This window comes from Pseudomonas sp. GM17, from assembly GCF_000282175.2.
Classification (GTDB): domain Bacteria; phylum Pseudomonadota; class Gammaproteobacteria; order Pseudomonadales; family Pseudomonadaceae; genus Aquipseudomonas; species Aquipseudomonas chlororaphis.
Map to the genome: position 1 here is coordinate 6,219,241 of NZ_CP124732.1, position 16,317 is coordinate 6,235,557.

The following is a 16,317-nucleotide window of genomic DNA, read 5'->3' on the forward strand; positions in this document are numbered from 1 at the left end:
ATGCGCGTTCTGATTATCGAAGACGAAGAGAAAACCGCGGACTATCTGCACCGTGGCCTGACCGAACAAGGCTACACCGTGGACCTCGCGCGCGACGGTGTCGAGGGCCTGCACCTGGCGCTGGAAGGCGACTACGCGGTGATCGTGCTCGACGTGATGCTGCCCGGCCTCGACGGCTTCGGCGTGCTGCGGGCGCTGCGCGCGCGCAAGCAGACGCCGGTGATCATGCTCACCGCCCGCGAGCGCGTCGAAGACCGCATCAAGGGCCTGCGCGATGGCGCCGACGATTACCTGGGCAAGCCCTTTTCCTTCCTCGAACTGGTGGCGCGCCTGCAGGCCCTGACCCGCCGCAGCGGCGGCCACGAACCGGTGCAGATCAGCATTGCCGACCTGTGGATAGACCTGATCAGCCGCAAGGCCAGCCGCGCTGGTACGCGCCTGGACCTGACCGCCAAGGAGTTCTCGCTGCTCAGTGTGCTCGCCCGGCGCCAGGGCGAGATCCTGTCGAAAACCGCGATCGCCGAGATGGTCTGGGACATCAACTTCGACAGCGACGCCAATGTCGTCGAAGTGGCGATCAAGCGCCTGCGGGCCAAGCTCGACGGGCCGTTCGAACAGAAACTGCTGCACACCATCCGCGGCATGGGGTATGTGCTGGAGAACCGCGGTGCCTCGTAATTCGATTGCCCTGCGCCTGAGCGGGCTGTTCACCCTGGTCGCCCTGCTGGTGTTCCTGCTGATCGGCGGCGCGCTCTATCAACAGGTGGACAAGGGCCTGGGCCTGCTGCCCGAGGCCGAGCTGGACGCGCGCTACAGCGTGCTGGAGTCGGCCCTGACGCGCTTCGGCAACCCGGAGCACTGGGCCAAGATCAACAACAAGCTCAAGCTGCTCAGCGAAGAAGACAAGCGCATCCGTTTCTGGGTGGTCAGCGGCGACCCCGCCTACGAATACGGCAACCCCGACCCGCAGATCCGCCGCTTCGCCCAGGGCCCGCTGGGCATGCGCGACCTGACCCTGCCCGGGCATCCCTATCCGCTGAAAGTGCTGGTCAGCCAGCTGCCGGCCAAGGAGCTGCGCCCGCCGCTGCGCTTTCTGATCGCCATCGACACCGAGACCTTCTACGAGACCCAGCACCAGCTGCTGATTGCCCTGATCAGCCTGGCCATCATCGGCGTGCTGCTGGCCTCGGCGCTGGGTTACTGGGTGGCGCGCATCGGCCTGAAGCCCTTGATCGGGCTGTCCGAAGAAGCCCAGCGCCTGGCCCCGCCGAGGCTTTCCGGACGCCTGCAGCTGTCGTCGCTGCCGCCAGAGCTGACGCAGTTCGCCAACTCGTTCAACTCGACCCTGGAGCGGGTGGAACAGGCCTATTCGCGCCTGGAATCCTTCAATGCCGACGTCGCCCACGAACTGCGCTCGCCCCTGACCAACCTGATCGGCCAGACCCAGGTGGCACTGACTCGCGGGCGCTCCGCCGAGCATTATTTCGAGGTGCTGCAATCCAATCTCGAAGAGTTGGAACGTCTGCGTTCGATCATCAACGACATGCTGTTCCTGGCCAGCGCCGACCAGGGCAGCAAGGCCACCAAGCTCACCAGCACCTCCCTGGCCAGTGAAGTGGCGACCACCCTGGACTACCTGGACTTCATCCTCGAAGACGCCCAGGTCAAGGTCGAGGTCCGCGGCGATGCCCAGGTGCAGATCGAGATCGCCCACCTGCGCCGGGCGCTGATCAACCTGCTGAGCAATGCCGTGCAGCACACCGAGCCCGGGCAGGTGATCCGGGTGCAGATCGATGTGCAGGAACACCAGGTGAGCATCGGCGTGAGCAATCCCGGTCAGGCCATCGCACGCGAGCATCTGCCCCGGCTGTTCGAGCGCTTCTACCGGGTCGACGCCTCCCGCAGCAACAGCGGTGCCAACCACGGCCTGGGGCTGGCGATCGTCAAGGCCATCGCCCTGATGCACGGCGGCGACGTGTTCGTGCGCAGCGATGACGGCATGAACACCTTCGGCCTCTACCTGCCAATCTGAGCTCTCCCTCTCCTCTGTGGTCGACGCTCGATTGCTCGCGATGGCGGCAGTCAGATACATCGCATTACCTCTATCGCCGGCAAGCCTGGCTCCTACAGAAGCAGGCTCGCCACGGACCTGTAGGAGCGAAGCTTGCTCGCGATAGCGGTGCATCAGGCACAGCGCATTGCCCCATCGCCGGCCAGCCTGGCGCCTACAGAAGCGGTGTCAACTATTGCTTTTGGCGTAACAGTGCTTATCCTGTTCGGCGCTTTTTCCAGCCGTCTTGAAGTTATATTTTTGTCGCACCTAATTTGAACTTGCTCTGCAAGAAGGTCTTCAGAAATGTCCAACAGTATGGGTATTGCCAGCGCCTTTGTTTTGTCCTCCCTGTTCTTGGCCCCTATGGCCATGGCCGAAGAATCGCAGACTTTCGCCGCGCATAACGCCGCACGCGCCGCTGCCTTCCAGGACGCCCAGGAAGCGCTGGCTACCAAGCAACAGAACGGCAAGCAGCCGCAGGAGATCACGGCGGAACAACGCCAGCCGGACGTTCAGAAGGACAGCTGACACCTGCTACCGACTCGTTTCCCTCGACAACTTCTCTGCTCTAACCCTGGAGTAAGTTGTCTTAAAGCCGCTGATAACAGCGGCTTTTTTTTGCCATGTAGAACTGCCTGTTTCATTCGTTTCACCCAGAACAAGAAACACCCGAATCGACAATAACAACTGTCATCATTCATCCAAGGAGCTTTTTACCGGTGAAGGTCACTTCAACTCTCAGCCCGTTGTTCATTGCAATGGCTGCAACTATCGCCCCCTGTGTCCAGGCCGCCGACGAGGCCAGCCCCGAAGGCTTCGTCGAAGGCGCAAGCCTCAAGCTCAACGCCCGCAACTACTACATGAATCGCAATCGCCACCAGCAGGCTCCCGACAATATCGAATGGGGCCAGGGTTTCCTGGGGATCTTCGAGTCGGGTTATACCCCGGGTACGGTCGGTTTCGGCCTCGATGCCAACGCCATGCTCGGTTTGAAACTCGATGGCGGTGGCGGCACCGACAGCTCGAGCATCCTGCCGGTCAGCGATGGCAGCGGCAAAGCGCCGACCTCGTTTTCCACGGCTGGCGCCACCCTGAAAATCCGCGCCTTCGACACCGAGCTCAAGGCCGGCGATCTGTTCCTCAACAATCCGGTGATCGCCGGTGGCCAGAGCCGCATGCTGCCGCAGACCTTCCGCGGGGTCAGCCTGGCCAACCACAGCTTCGACGGCTGGCTGCTCGAAGGCGGCCAGGCCAGCTTCACCAAGCCCTATAACCAGAGCGGCCGCCGACGTATCGACACGGCCTACGGCAAACTGGCGAATGGCGACGAAAGCCGCCACCTGAACTGGGCCGGCGTGGCCTGGAGCGGCGTGCCCGGGCTGACCAGCAGCCTGTACGCCGCCGAACTCAAGGACATCTGGAACCAGTACTACTACGACCTCGACTACAGCTATGCGCTGAACGAGCTGGTGACCCTGAACCCGGGCTTGCACTTCTATCACACCCAGGACACCGGCGACGCGCTGCTGGGCGACATCGACAACAACACCTACAGCCTGCATTTCACCCTGGGCGTCGGCCACCATAGCCTCACCGCCGCTTACCAGCGGGTGAATGGCAACACCCCGTTCGACTACATCAACCAGGGTGACAGCATCTACCTGGACAACTCCCAGCAGTATTCGGATTTCAACGGCCCCAACGAGCGTTCGTGGAAACTCAAGTACGCCTACGACTTCGCCGGCCTCGGCTTGCCGGGCCTGACTTCGGCGCTCTCCTACTCTCGCGGCGAGCTGGACCTGACCAAGGTCGACCCGCACAGCCGTGGCTACGCCAACTGGTACAGCGCCGGCGGCGAGCACGCCAGGCATTGGGAACGCGACCTTGACCTCAAGTACGTGGTGCAGGGTGGCCAGGCCAAGGATCTGGCGGTCCGCCTGCAGTGGGCCACCAACCGTGGCGGCAACGGTTATGGGGCGCTGGACAATGACACCGACGAATACCGGGTGATCGTCGATTACCCATTCAGTGTGTTCTAAGCGCGAATAAGCAAAAGGCCAGCATCATTTTGCTGGCCTTTTTTTTGTCTGCGATTTATACATGCGCCCGCAGGCGCGATCGGTCTCTGCAACTCTGCTTGCTTCATCCGGAATCACCCCTGAAACGTACACACCGCAGAAGTCAGAACCATGAGTGTGAGTAGTGCGACACCCCGCAGCACGACCACTTTGACCCGGTCGGAAAGGATGCTGATTCTTGGAAGCTCACTGATGGTCATCTCCATCCTGAGCATCGTGACCTTCTTGCTGATTCGCGAACGCGGCAGCGCCGAAATGGCCGCCACCCGCGCGGCTTCCAACATCGTGCAATTGATCGACGCCGACGTGCTGCGCAACGTCGAGCTGTACGACGTATCTCTGCGTGGCCTGATCAGCGCCTCGCAACGCGACGACCTGAAACAGGTATCGCCGACCATTCGCCATATGGCGCTGTTCGACCGGGCCACCGCGGCCCCCTACAAGGGCAACATCCTGCTGCTCGACTCGCGCGGCGACGTGCTCGCCGACTCCGCCTCGGTCGAACCGCGCCAGGGCAACTTTTCCGACCGGGAGTATTTTCAGTCCCATGTGGATAACCCTGATCCGGGCATGCTGATCAGCCGACCGTTCCGCGCCCGCCCGCCCGAGCTGGATTGGCGCATCAGTTTCAGCCGCCGGGTGTCCGGCGAGCGCGGGGAGTTCCTCGGCGTGGCCGAAGCAGCCATGCGCCTGGACTACTTCAGCCAATTGTTCAAAAGCTTGAATGTCGGCCGCGACAGCTCGGTCAACCTGATCAGTCGCGACGGTATCCTGCTGGCCCAGGAACCACCGCGAGCGGACAACCTGATCGGCCAGGACTTCAGCCAACGGCCCAATTTCATCCGCATCCTGCGCGAGGGGAACGGCAGCTTCAAAGGCATGTCCAGCACCCAGCAGCCGCGCCTGTATACCTTCTCCCAGGTCGGAGACCTGCCGCTGATCGTGATCGTGGCGCTTTCCAGCAATGAAGTCTTCGCCTCCTGGCAGCGCACCGCGCTGGTGGTCGGCGGCGCCACCGGCGCGCTGTGCCTGGGCCTGCTGTGGCTGACCTGGCTGCTTTGCCGGGAATTGCGCCGCCGCCAGAGCGCCGAGCAGGAACTCGCGCAACTGGCCGCCACTGACGCTCTCACCGGCTTGGACAACCGCCGCAGCCTGGACCAGACCCTGGCCCGCGAATGGGGACGCGCGCAACGCTCCCACAGCGCCCTGTCGCTGCTGATGTTGGACGTGGATCACTTCAAGGCCTTCAACGACCGCTACGGCCACCCGCTCGGCGATGAAGCCCTGCGCATCGTGGCCCGGGTGATCAGTGACAATATCCGTCGCCCCGGCGACCTGGCCGCACGCTACGGCGGCGAAGAGTTCGCCGTGGTCCTGCCGGAGACCGATAACGAAGGCGCCCGGCGTATCGCCGAGCATATCCGCGTGGCGATCGAGCGCCTGCCGCCGATCCGGGACGGCGCCTCGCCGATCACCATCAGCATCGGCCTCAGCACCTGGGCGGGCACGCCGAAGTCCAGCCTGGAAGCGCTGTGCTCGATGGCCGACAAGGCGCTGTACCAGGCCAAGGCCGAAGGGCGAAACCGGGTGGTAGGTTAAGGCCTCATCGCGGGCAAGCCTCGCTCCTACGGGTCCCGTGACCTCATCAGCCGTGCAGCAATCTGCAGGCATAAAAAAAGGCCACCCGAAGGCAGCCTTTAAAAACTAAAGGAAAGAGAGTGTTACTTACACGGCCGCAACCGGACGCATGTAAGAGATCGGTGCAGTGCTGGCATCTTCGAAGGTCACGACTTCCCAAGCGTCTTTCTGCTCAATGAGCTTGCGCAGAAGCTGGTTGTTCAGTGCATGGCCCGACTTGAAGCCTTTGAACTCACCTATCAGGCTGTTGCCCAGCAGGTAGAGGTCACCAATTGCGTCGAGGATCTTGTGCTTCACGAACTCGTCTTCGTAGCGAAGGCCGTCCTCGTTCAGTACACCATCCGCGTCGACCACGATGGCGTTTTCCACGCTGCCGCCGAGTGCGAGGTTGTGCTTGCGCAGGTACTCGATATCACTCATGAAACCAAAGGTACGGGCGCGGCTGACTTCCTTCACGAACGAAGTGCTGGAAAAGTCCACGCTTGCACTCTGGGTGCGGTCACGGAAAACCGGGTGATCGAAATCGATCTCAAAGCTCACTTTAAAACCGTCGAAAGGCACGAAAGTGGCGCGCTTGTCGCCGTCTTCCACCGTCACCTCACGAAGGATACGGATGAACTTCTTGGCTGCGTCCTGTTCTTCCAGGCCGGCAGATTGAATCAGGAATACGAAGGGTCCAGCGCTGCCATCCATGATCGGGACTTCGGACGCGGAGAGCTCGACGTAGGCGTTATCGATGCCCAGGCCAGCCATGGCCGAGAGCAAGTGCTCCACCGTGTCCACTTTGGCGTCACCGTTGACCAGGGTGGTCGACATAGTGGTTTCACCAACGTTTTCCGCGCGAGCAGGTATCTGCACCACAGGGTCCAGGTCGGCACGACAAAACACAATGCCGGTGTCGACAGGCGCAGGCTTGAGGGTCAGGTAAACCTTCTCCCCAGAGTGCAGGCCTACACCTGTGGCACGGATAATATTCTTCAGGGTGCGTTGTTTAATCATGGCTTGGGCCGCTTCAGCGCAAATTGCGAACTGGTATCAACAAAGGCTGGCGATAATAACAGACCAGACCTTTGCTGAACACCAATCACCCTAATACCCCTGATACATTCCATCAATCGGCCTGGCGACGCAGGAAAGCCGGGATGTCCAGGTAGTCCAGATCATCTTGCGGATTCAGCTTCGCCGCAGTCGCAGCACTGGCCTGGGCCTGGTTGCGCATGACGGTCGGACGGTCCAGATCACGGTAGTTGACCGATGGCAGTTCCTGACGCGCAGGTGCTGGCGCCTGTGCAGCGGCCATGGAGGTTTGCACGGTATTGTCGATGACCTTCACAGGTTTCTCGATTTTCGCGCCCAGACCTGTGGCAACCACAGTCACGTGCAGCTCGTCGCGCATGTCCGGATCGATAACGGTACCGACCTTGACCATGGCGTGCTCGGAAGCGAAGGCTTCGATGATGCTACCCACGTCGGAGTACTCACCCAGGGACAGGTCGGGACCGGCGGTGATGTTCACCAGGATGCCGCGCGCACCTTGCAGGTTCACGTCTTCCAGCAGCGGGTTGCGGATCGCCGCTTCGGTCGCTTCACGTGCACGGTTAGGACCGCTGGCGCAGCCAGTGCCCATCATCGCCATGCCCATTTCGCTCATCACGGTGCGTACGTCGGCAAAGTCGACGTTGATCATGCCCGGACGCTTGATGATGTCGGAGATACCGCGAACGGCACCGGCCAGGACGTCGTCGGCCTTGGCAAAAGCCGACAGCAGGCTGGCGTCTTTGCCGAGGATGGTCAGCAGCTTTTCGTTGGGAATGGTGATCAACGAATCGACGCTTTCGCTCAGCGCGCGGATGCCTTCATCGGCGATCTGCATGCGCTTGCGGCCTTCGAACGGGAACGGACGGGTCACCACCGCAACGGTGAGGATGCCCATTTCCTTGGCCACTTCGGCGATGATCGGCGCAGCACCGGTACCGGTACCACCGCCCATGCCGGTCGTGATGAACACCATGTTGGTGCCCGCCAGCACTTCAGCGATACGCTCGCGGTCTTCCAGGGCGGCTTGACGGCCGACTTCAGGATTGGCGCCAGCACCCAGGCCCTTGGTCACGCCGGTACCCAGTTGCAGGATGGTCCGCGCACCGATGTTTTTCAGCGCTTGAGCATCAGTGTTGGCGCAGATGAATTCGACGCCTTCGATGTTGCTCTTGACCATGTGATTGACGGCGTTGCCGCCGCCACCGCCGACACCGATAACCTTGATTACCGGACTTGCGGGGACGTTGTCTACGAGTTCGAACATTTTCCCTCTCCTTTCATTTCTCTAGTTTTTTCGCCTACTGCTTACAACGGTGTTGCGGTAAATCTTCAGAAATTGCCCTGCACCCAGCTCTTGATGCGATCGAGCAAGGCGGCCTTGGGTTCATCGCTGCTGTAGCTGTCTCGGCTACCGATGCCGGAGAACGAGATACCGTCGGACTGCTTCTGCAGCCCGTACAACAGCAAGCCCACGCCGGTGGAGTAGATCGGGTTGCGCACCACGTCGGACAGGCCTTTGACGGTGTGCGGCACGCCCAGGCGGACCGGCATGTGGAAAATCTCTTCGGCCAGTTCGACCGCGCCTTCCATTTTCGAAGTACCGCCGGTCAGCACGATGCCGGCCGGGATCAGGTCTTCGTAGCCGCTGCGACGCAGTTCGGCCTGGATCAGGGTGAACAGCTCGTCGTAACGCGGCTCGACCACTTCGGCCAGGGCCTGGCGGGACAGCTCGCGCGGCGGACGGTCGCCGACGCTTGGCACCTTGATGGTTTCGCCGGCACCGGCCAGCTTGGCCAGGGCGCAGGCATAACGAATCTTGATTTCTTCGGCGTACTGGGTCGGCGTACGCAGCGCCATGGCGATGTCGTTGGTCACCTGGTCGCCGGCAATCGGGATCACCGCGGTATGGCGGATTGCGCCTTCGGTGAAGATCGCGATGTCGGTGGTGCCACCACCGATATCCACCAGGCACACGCCCAGCTCTTTCTCGTCGTCGGTCAGCACCGAATACGCCGAGGCCAGCTGTTCGAGAATGATGTCGTCGATTTCCAGGCCGCAGCGACGCACGCACTTTTCGATGTTCTGGGCGGCATTCACCGCGCAGGTCACCACGTGCACCTTGGCTTCCAGGCGTACGCCGGACATGCCCAGTGGCTCGCGCACGCCTTCCTGGTTATCGATCACGTAATCCTGCGGCAGGGTGTGCAGCACCCGCTGGTCGGCCGGAATCGCCACGGCCTGCGCCGCGTCGAGTACCCGCTCCAGGTCCGCCGAGCTCACTTCGCGATCACGAATCGCCACGATGCCGTGGGAGTTCAGGCTGCGAATGTGATTGCCCGCCACGCCGACGAACGCCGAGTGGATACGGCAACCGGCCATCAGTTGCGCTTCTTCTACCGCGCGCTGGATCGATTGAACGGTGGACTCGATATTCACCACCACGCCCTTCTTCAGGCCGCGCGATGGATGGGTGCCGATACCGACGATTTCCAGCGTGCCATCGGCCGCGACCTCGCCTACCAGCGCCACCACCTTGGAGGTACCGATATCCAGACCGACGATCATTTTGCCGCTTTGCACGTTTGCCATGGTCCTGCCTCTTCTTAATTCTTCGCGACGGCGGGTTGGGCCGTCGTGGGCGCTACAGGTTCCCGCCAGCCGACGGCCAGGCCGTTGGCATAACGCAGATCGATGCGCGCGATGTTCGTAATCTGTTCTTTCAGCGTTTTTTCATAAATGGCAATGAAGCGGCGCATCTTCTCCACCAGGTGATCGCGTCCGAGCAACAGTTCGATACCAGGACCGGCGCTGCCGGCCCCCGTGGTCAGGAACCAGCTGCCGCGCTCGCGCAACTCCAGACGGGCAATGGAGAAACCCATCGGGCGAAGCATCTGGCTCAACACCTGGTACTGCTGCATCACCTGCTGCTGGGCCCGCTGCGGGCCGAACAACTGTGGCAAGTGCTCGTAGTTCGCCAGCTCACGCGGGGTGAAGGCCTGGCCCTGGTTGTTCAACAGCGCCTCGTCGCCCCAACGGGCCACCGGCAACTGCTCTTCCAGGCGAATCACCACCTGGTCCGGCCACACACGCCGTACCTCGGCATGAGCGATCCATGGCATCTGTTCCAGCTCGGTACGCATGCTCGCCAGGTCGATGGTGAAGAAGCTCGCCGCGACGTAGGGCGCGATCCGCTGCTGTACCGCCTGCTGGCTGATGTAACTCAGGTCGCCCTGCACCGCGACCTTGGTGATCGGCCGGTCGGCATAGGGCAACAGGCGCTGCGCGCCCTCGTAAGTGCCGAAGCCCAGCGCGACCAGCAGCACCGGCCACATCAGGCTTTTCAGCACGCCAAAGTTGGCTTTCGGCAGGCGCGCCGACATCGGCTCCTTGGCCACCATCCGGCTGGCACCACGCGGCACCGGCTTGCGGCCGGGAGCGGGTTGCTGATGACGTAGCTGGGCGCCTTGCATGGCCTTAACCTCGCGGCTCTGCGTTACTGACGACACTCTCCGCCAGGATGGCCAGAACCAGCTGCTGGAAATCCAGACCGGCGGCACGGGCCGCCATCGGAACCAGACTGTGATCGGTCATGCCGGGAGCGGTGTTCACTTCCAGGAACCAGAACTGGCCATCAGCGTCCTGCATCACGTCGGCACGCGCCCAACCGGCGATACCGAGCGCCCCGCAGGCTTTCGCCGTCAGGTCCATGAGCTCCTGCTCTTTATTGCTGTCGAGGCCACACGGAATCCGGTACTGGGTATCGGAAGCCAGGTACTTGGCGTCGTAGTCGTAAAACGTGTGGGGCGTGCCCAGGGCGATCGGTGGCAATACCTGGCCGCGCAGCGTGGCGATGGTGAACTCCGGACCTTGAATCCATTGTTCAACCAAGACTTGCGAGTCGTAGGTGCTGGCCGCTTTCCATGCGTCGATCAGTTCGGACGCGGATGTCACTTTGGCCATACCAATACTGGAACCTTCATGCGCCGGTTTGACGATCAAAGGCATGCCCAGTTCCGTAGCCGCAGAAATACAATCGGCCTCGGAGCCAAGTACGGCGTGGCGTGGCGTCGGAATACCGAGGCTGTGCCAGACCTGCTTGGTACGCAGTTTGTCCATCGCTAGCGCCGAAGCCAGGATGCCGCTGCCGGTGTAGGGAATACCCATGCATTCCAGCAGGCCCTGCATGCTGCCGTCTTCGCCGCCACGACCGTGGAGGATGATGAAGGCGCGATCGATCTTCTCGTTCAGCAGGCGCTGCAGGAAGTCGTCACCGACGTCGATGCCGAAGGCGTCCACACCAGCGCTCAGCAAGGCTTCGAGCACGGCGTTACCGGACTTCAGCGAGACTTCGCGCTCGGCGCTCTTGCCGCCGAACAGCACGGCGACGCGACCGAAATCCTTCGGCGCGAGGGTCGAAAACAGAGAGGCGTAGGCGGCGGTCATTTCGACTTCCCCTGACCGGCAGGCACGGCGCCCGCGAACAACGGGCTGCCCAGCAGCTTCGGCGCAAGACCGCCGATATCACCGGCGCCCTGGCACAGCAGGATGTCGCCGGCGCGCAGCAGCGGCTTGACCAGCGGCGCGAGGTCGACCCCACGCTCGATGTAGATCGGGTCCAATTGACCGCGCTGACGGATGCTGTGGCACAGCTGACGGCTGTCCGCCCCCGGGATCGGCTCTTCGCCCGCTGGATAGACTTCCATCAACAGCAGGACGTTGGCGTCCGCCAATACCTGGACGAAATCGTCGTACAGGTCGCGGGTGCGGCTGAAACGGTGCGGCTGGTAGACCATCACTAGGCGACGCTCAGGCCAGCCACCGCGCACGGCCTTGATCACCGCCGCGACTTCGGTCGGGTGGTGGCCGTAGTCGTCCACCAGCATCACATTGCCGCCATCTACCGGCAGTTCGCCGTAGACCTGGAAGCGACGTCCCACGCCCTGGAAGCCCGACAGGCCCTGGACGATGGCTTCATCGCTGATGCCTTCGTCGGTGGCGATGCAAATGGTCGCCAGGGCGTTCAGCACGTTGTGGTTGCCCGGCATGTTCACCGAGACATCCAGCGGCTCGCGATCGGGACGCAGCACGGTGAAGAAGGTCTGCATCCCCTGCTGGCGTACATTGATCGCGCGCACGTCGGCGCCTTCGTTGAAACCGTAGGTGACGGTCGGACGCTTGACCTGTGGCAGGATCTCGCGCACCACCGGGTCGTCCAGGCACAGCACGGCCAGGCCATAGAACGGCAGGTTGTGCAGGAATTCGACGAAGGTTTTCTTCAGCTTGTTGAAGTCACCGTCGTAGGTCGCCATGTGGTCGGCGTCGATGTTGGTCACCACGGCCACCAACGGCTGCAGGTGCAGGAAGCTGGCGTCGCTTTCATCGGCTTCGGCGATCAGGTAGCGGCTGGTGCCCAGCTGTGCATTGGTGCCAGCTGCATTCAGCCGGCCACCTATGACGAAGGTCGGGTCCAGGCCACCGGCGGCGAACACCGAGGCCAGCAGGCTGGTGGTGGTGGTCTTGCCGTGGGTACCGGCAACGGCGACGCCGTGGCGGTAGCGCATCAGCTCGGCGAGCATTTCCGCGCGCGGCACCACCGGGATGCGGCGTTCCAAGGCGGTGGCCACTTCCGGGTTGGAGGTGTTCACGGCGCTGGACACCACCAGTACATCGGCGTTGGCGGCGTTCTCGGCACGATGGCCGATGAAGATCTGCGCACCAAAGGACTCGAGGCGCTCGGTGACCGGCGACGCCTTGAGGTCGGAGCCGGAAACCTGGTAGCCCAGGTTCAGCAGTACTTCGGCGATCCCGCACATGCCCACGCCGCCGATACCGACGAAGTGGATGCGACGGATACGGCGCATTTCCGGTTGTGGCATGGCTTTCTGATTCTCAACCATGGGCCACCTCCAGGCAGATATCGACCACGCTACGGGTGGCATCGGGTTTGGCCAGGCGACGTGCGGCGTCGGCCATGCTGTTGAGTCGTTCCGGTTGCATCAAAACCTCTGTCAGGCGAGCGGCAAGGTCCGCTGCGCCAGTCGTTCTTTGCGGCATCAGGAAGGCAGCGCCTTCACGAGCCAAATAATCGGCATTGCGGGTCTGGTGATCGTCGATGGCGTGAGGCAAAGGCACGAGCATCGAAGGCAGACCGGCGGCAGCCAGTTCACTGACGGTCAACGCACCTGCGCGACAGACCACCAGGTCAGCCCAGCCGTAGGCTTGGGCCATGTCTTTGATGAACGGCTGCACCTGCGCCTCGACGCCGGCGGCGCGATAGCGCTCTGCAGTCACTTCATCGTGGTTTTTGCCGGCCTGATGAAACACTTCCGGACGCAGTTCGGGGGAGACCAGCGCCAGGGCTTCAGGCAGCAACTTGTTCAACGGCTCTGCTCCCAGGCTTCCACCCAGGATCAGCAAACGCGCCTTGCGTCCGGCCAGGGCCTCGCGCGGTGTATCGAGGAACAGCTCGGTGCGCACCGGGTTGCCGGTGGTACGCCGGCTGCTGGAGGCACCAAAGGTGTCCGGGAAAGCTTCGCAGACTCGGGCCGACAACGGCACCAGCAGCCGATTGGCGGTACCGGCGACCGCGTTCTGTTCATGAACGATCACCGGCACGCCGGACAGTTTGGCCGCGACACCGCCAGGGCCGGTCACATAACCGCCAAAGCCCAGCACGCAGACCGGCTTGAGCTGACGGATGATCCGACGCGCCTGCAGCACGGCCTTGAGCAGCACGAATGGCGCCTTGAGCAGCGACAGCTTGCTCTTGCCCCGCAGGCCGCTGACGTTGATCAGGTGCAGCTGCAGGCCGGCATTCGGCACCAGCTCGTTTTCGATACCGCGCGGAGTGCCGAGCCAGTGCACGGTATAACCGCGCGCCTGGAACTCGCGGGCACAGGCCAGCGCCGGGAATACATGACCGCCGGTGCCACCGGCCATGATCAGCACATTAGCGCCCATGGCTTGGCTCCTCGGCGAAGTCGCTCTCGCTGAACTCCATCTCTTCGCTGCCCAGGTGGGTCCGACTCTCCCACTCGATACGCAGCAGCAGGCCCAGACAGGCGCAACAGATCACCAACGAACTGCCGCCATAACTGAGGAACGGCAAGGTCAGACCTTTGGTCGGCAACAGGCCGACGTTCACCCCGATGTTGATCAGGAACTGGCCGATCCACAGGAACGACAAGCCATAAGCGACATAGGCGGCAAAGAACTGCTTGGCTTTCTCGGCCCACAGACCGATGTACATGCCACGGATACAGACGAAGACGAACAACGCCACCGTGCACAGGGAACCCACGGCGCCCAGCTCTTCGGCCAGGACCGAGAACACGAAGTCGGTGTGGGCTTCCGGCAGGTAGAACTGCTTCTGCACGCTGTTGCCCAGGCCAACGCCCAGCCATTCGCCGCGGCCAAAAGCGATCAAGGCCTGGGACAACTGGTAGCCCGCGCCGAACTGGTCGGCCCAAGGGTCGGCAAAGTTGGTCAGGCGCGCCATTCGATAGGGCTGCATCTGAATCAGCAGGACCACCGCCGCGACCGCCAGGACCACCATCAAGGAGAAACGGAACAGCCCGACCCCACCGAGGAACAGCATCGCCGCCGCCGCCCCCATCATCACCACGGTGGCACCGAAGTCCGGCTCCATCAGCAGCAGGCCAGCCATTGGCAGCAGCACGATGAACGGCTTGAAGAAGCCCATCCAGCTTTCGCGCACTTCTTTCTGGCGACGTACCAGATAACCGGCGAGGTAGATCACCACGAACACCTTGGCAATCTCGGAAGGCTGGACGTTGAAGAAACTGAAACCGATCCAGCGCATCGAACCGTTCACCTCACGGCCGATCCCCGGAATGATCACCATCACCAGCAAACCGAAGGCACCGAGCAGCATCATCCAGCCCAGGCGTTGCCAGGTGGCGATCGGAATCATCATGGTGACGATGCAGGCACCCAGGCCCAGCACCACGTAGATCAGGTGGCGAATCATGTAATACAGGGCGCTGCCCGATTGCACCGCCGCCACTTCGGTGGAGGCCGAGGCAATCATGATCAGCCCGAGGCCAAGCAGCGTCAGGCAGCCGGCGAGCATCGGGAAGTCGAGGTCGACGCCGCGCCCGGTGATGATCGGCGATGGATAAGGCTTGATGATGTCTCTCAGGTTCATGCCAGATCCTCCACGGCGCGGACGAACTGGTGACCACGGTCTTCGTAGTTCTTGAACATGTCGAAACTGGCGCAGGCAGGCGACAGCAGCACCACGTCGCCGGACTGGGCGGCGGCACGGCATTGCGCCACGGCGTCGACCAGGGAGCCGACACGAATCAGCGGCACGGCATCGCCGATGGCCTCGCCGATCTTGTCGGAATCGCGGCCCATCAGGATCACGGCGCGGCAGTTGGCCGCAACCGGATCGCGCAGGTCCTTGAACTCGGCACCCTTGCCGTCGCCACCGGCGATCAGCACGATCTTGCCTTCGATATCCGCGCCCAGGCCTTCGATGGCCGCCAGTGCGGCGCCGACGTTGGTGGCCTTGGAGTCGTTGTAATACCCCACGCCATCCAGGTCGCGAACCCATTGGCAGCGGTGCTCGAGGCCGGCGAAGGTGCGCAGGGCCGAGAGCATGGCATCGAACGGCAGGCCGACCGCATGTCCCAGGGCCAGCGCCGCCAGGGCGTTGGACTGGTTATGGGCGCCACGGATCTTCAGCTCGCGCACCGGCATCAGGTTCTGGAATTCGAAGGCCAGGTATTTCTCGCCATTCTCTTCACGCAGGCCGAACGCCTTGAAATCGGGTTTGCTCAGGCCAAAGGTCCAGCACGGCAGGCCTTCGCCGATCAATGGCCGAGTCAGGGCATCCTGGCGGTTGAACACCACTTGCCGGGCGCCACGGAAGATCCGGTGCTTGGCCAGGTGATACGCCGGCAGGCCGCTGTAGCGGTCCATATGGTCTTCGCTGATGTTCAGCACGGTGGCCACTTCGGCCCCCAACTGGTCGGTGGTTTCCAGCTGGAAGCTGGACAGTTCCATGACATACAGCTCAACGTCGTCGCTGAGCAGGTCCAGGGCCGGCGTGCCCAGGTTGCCGCCCACGGCGACCCGCTTGCCCGCCGCCGCAGCCATTTCCCCCACCAGGGTGGTCACGGTGCTTTTCGCGTTGGAACCGCTGATGGCGACGATCGGCGCCTTCGCGTTACGCGCGAACAGCTCGATATCGCCGGAGAGTTTCACCCCACGGGCGGCGGCGGCTTGCAGGGCCGGGGTCGCCAGGGCCAGGCCGGGGCTCACGTAGAGCTCGTCGGCACGGCACAGGAAGTCGACGTCCAGCTCGCCACAACGCACTTCCACATGCGGATAGTCACGGCGCAGCGTGGCCAGTTCCGGTGGATTTTCCCGCGTATCGGCGACGGCAAACGACACGCCCCGGTTCGCCAGGAAGCGAACCAGGGACATGCCGCTCTTGCCGAGGCCGACAACGATGCGGAAGTGGTCAGAAGCGATCAGAGACAC

The 16,317-nt window shown here is 62.6% G+C and carries 14 protein-coding genes; 5 read left to right on the forward strand and 9 right to left on the reverse strand.

From position 1 onward, the window contains the following. The 5 genes from PMI20_RS27795 to PMI20_RS27815 all read left to right on the forward strand — a co-directional run bounded on the left by PMI20_RS27795 (nt 1) and on the right by PMI20_RS27815 (nt 5,730). A complete protein-coding gene (locus PMI20_RS27795; protein ID WP_007922121.1) occupies nt 1–678 on the forward strand; it encodes a heavy metal response regulator transcription factor in 678 nt (225 codons plus the stop codon). Beyond that, nucleotides 668–2,032 (forward strand): heavy metal sensor histidine kinase, encoded by a 1,365-nt coding sequence (locus PMI20_RS27800; protein WP_007922122.1) that lies wholly within the window; start codon nt 668–670, stop codon nt 2,030–2,032. The genes PMI20_RS27795 and PMI20_RS27800 overlap by 11 nt, the downstream gene beginning before the upstream one ends. Nucleotides 2,033–2,356: 324 nt before the next feature. Beyond that, nucleotides 2,357–2,581, forward strand: coding sequence for a hypothetical protein (locus tag PMI20_RS27805; RefSeq protein WP_007922123.1), 225 nt, complete (start codon nt 2,357–2,359; stop codon nt 2,579–2,581). Nucleotides 2,582–2,811: 230 nt separating this feature from the next. Beyond that, nucleotides 2,812–4,092 (forward strand): OprD family porin, encoded by a 1,281-nt coding sequence (locus tag PMI20_RS27810; protein WP_052034461.1) that lies wholly within the window; start codon nt 2,812–2,814, stop codon nt 4,090–4,092. Nucleotides 4,093–4,242: 150 nt separating this feature from the next. Then, nucleotides 4,243–5,730 carry a sensor domain-containing diguanylate cyclase gene (locus PMI20_RS27815; protein ID WP_037033891.1) on the forward strand — a complete coding sequence of 496 codons (1,488 nt, stop codon included), beginning with the start codon at nt 4,243–4,245 and terminating at the stop codon, nt 5,728–5,730. A gap of 126 nt (nt 5,731–5,856) precedes the next feature. Here the strand turns inward: PMI20_RS27815 and lpxC are convergent, their stop codons facing one another. From lpxC to murD, 9 genes are all read right to left on the reverse strand, one after another. Then, nucleotides 5,857–6,768 carry a UDP-3-O-acyl-N-acetylglucosamine deacetylase gene (lpxC, locus tag PMI20_RS27820; protein ID WP_007922127.1) on the reverse strand — a complete coding sequence of 304 codons (912 nt, stop codon included), beginning with the start codon at nt 6,766–6,768 and terminating at the stop codon, nt 5,857–5,859. A 112-nt stretch (nt 6,769–6,880) separates the two neighbouring features. Further along, nucleotides 6,881–8,071 carry a cell division protein FtsZ gene (gene ftsZ, locus PMI20_RS27825; protein WP_007922129.1) on the reverse strand — a complete coding sequence of 397 codons (1,191 nt, stop codon included), beginning with the start codon at nt 8,069–8,071 and terminating at the stop codon, nt 6,881–6,883. 65 nt (nt 8,072–8,136) lie between these two features. Continuing rightward, nucleotides 8,137–9,396 (reverse strand): cell division protein FtsA, encoded by a 1,260-nt coding sequence (ftsA, locus tag PMI20_RS27830; protein ID WP_007922131.1) that lies wholly within the window; start codon nt 9,394–9,396, stop codon nt 8,137–8,139. A 14-nt stretch (nt 9,397–9,410) separates the two neighbouring features. Beyond that, on the reverse strand, nt 9,411–10,277 hold the full coding sequence (locus tag PMI20_RS27835) for a cell division protein FtsQ/DivIB (protein WP_007922133.1): 867 nt from the start codon (nt 10,275–10,277) through the stop codon (nt 9,411–9,413). 4 nt (nt 10,278–10,281) lie between these two features. Continuing rightward, nucleotides 10,282–11,250 carry a D-alanine--D-alanine ligase gene (locus PMI20_RS27840; protein WP_007922135.1) on the reverse strand — a complete coding sequence of 323 codons (969 nt, stop codon included), beginning with the start codon at nt 11,248–11,250 and terminating at the stop codon, nt 10,282–10,284. Next, a complete protein-coding gene (murC, locus tag PMI20_RS27845) occupies nt 11,247–12,704 on the reverse strand; it encodes a UDP-N-acetylmuramate--L-alanine ligase (RefSeq protein ID WP_007922136.1) in 1,458 nt (485 codons plus the stop codon). The genes PMI20_RS27840 and murC overlap by 4 nt, the downstream gene beginning before the upstream one ends. Continuing rightward, a complete protein-coding gene (gene murG / locus PMI20_RS27850) occupies nt 12,697–13,767 on the reverse strand; it encodes an undecaprenyldiphospho-muramoylpentapeptide beta-N-acetylglucosaminyltransferase (RefSeq protein ID WP_009050717.1) in 1,071 nt (356 codons plus the stop codon). The genes murC and murG overlap by 8 nt, the downstream gene beginning before the upstream one ends. Continuing rightward, nucleotides 13,757–14,974, reverse strand: coding sequence for a putative lipid II flippase FtsW (gene ftsW, locus PMI20_RS27855; protein WP_007928477.1), 1,218 nt, complete (start codon nt 14,972–14,974; stop codon nt 13,757–13,759). The genes murG and ftsW overlap by 11 nt, the downstream gene beginning before the upstream one ends. Beyond that, nucleotides 14,971–16,317: a UDP-N-acetylmuramoyl-L-alanine--D-glutamate ligase gene (gene murD / locus PMI20_RS27860; protein WP_007928476.1), complete on the reverse strand. Its 1,347-nt coding sequence runs from the start codon at nt 16,315–16,317 to the stop codon at nt 14,971–14,973. The genes ftsW and murD overlap by 4 nt, the downstream gene beginning before the upstream one ends.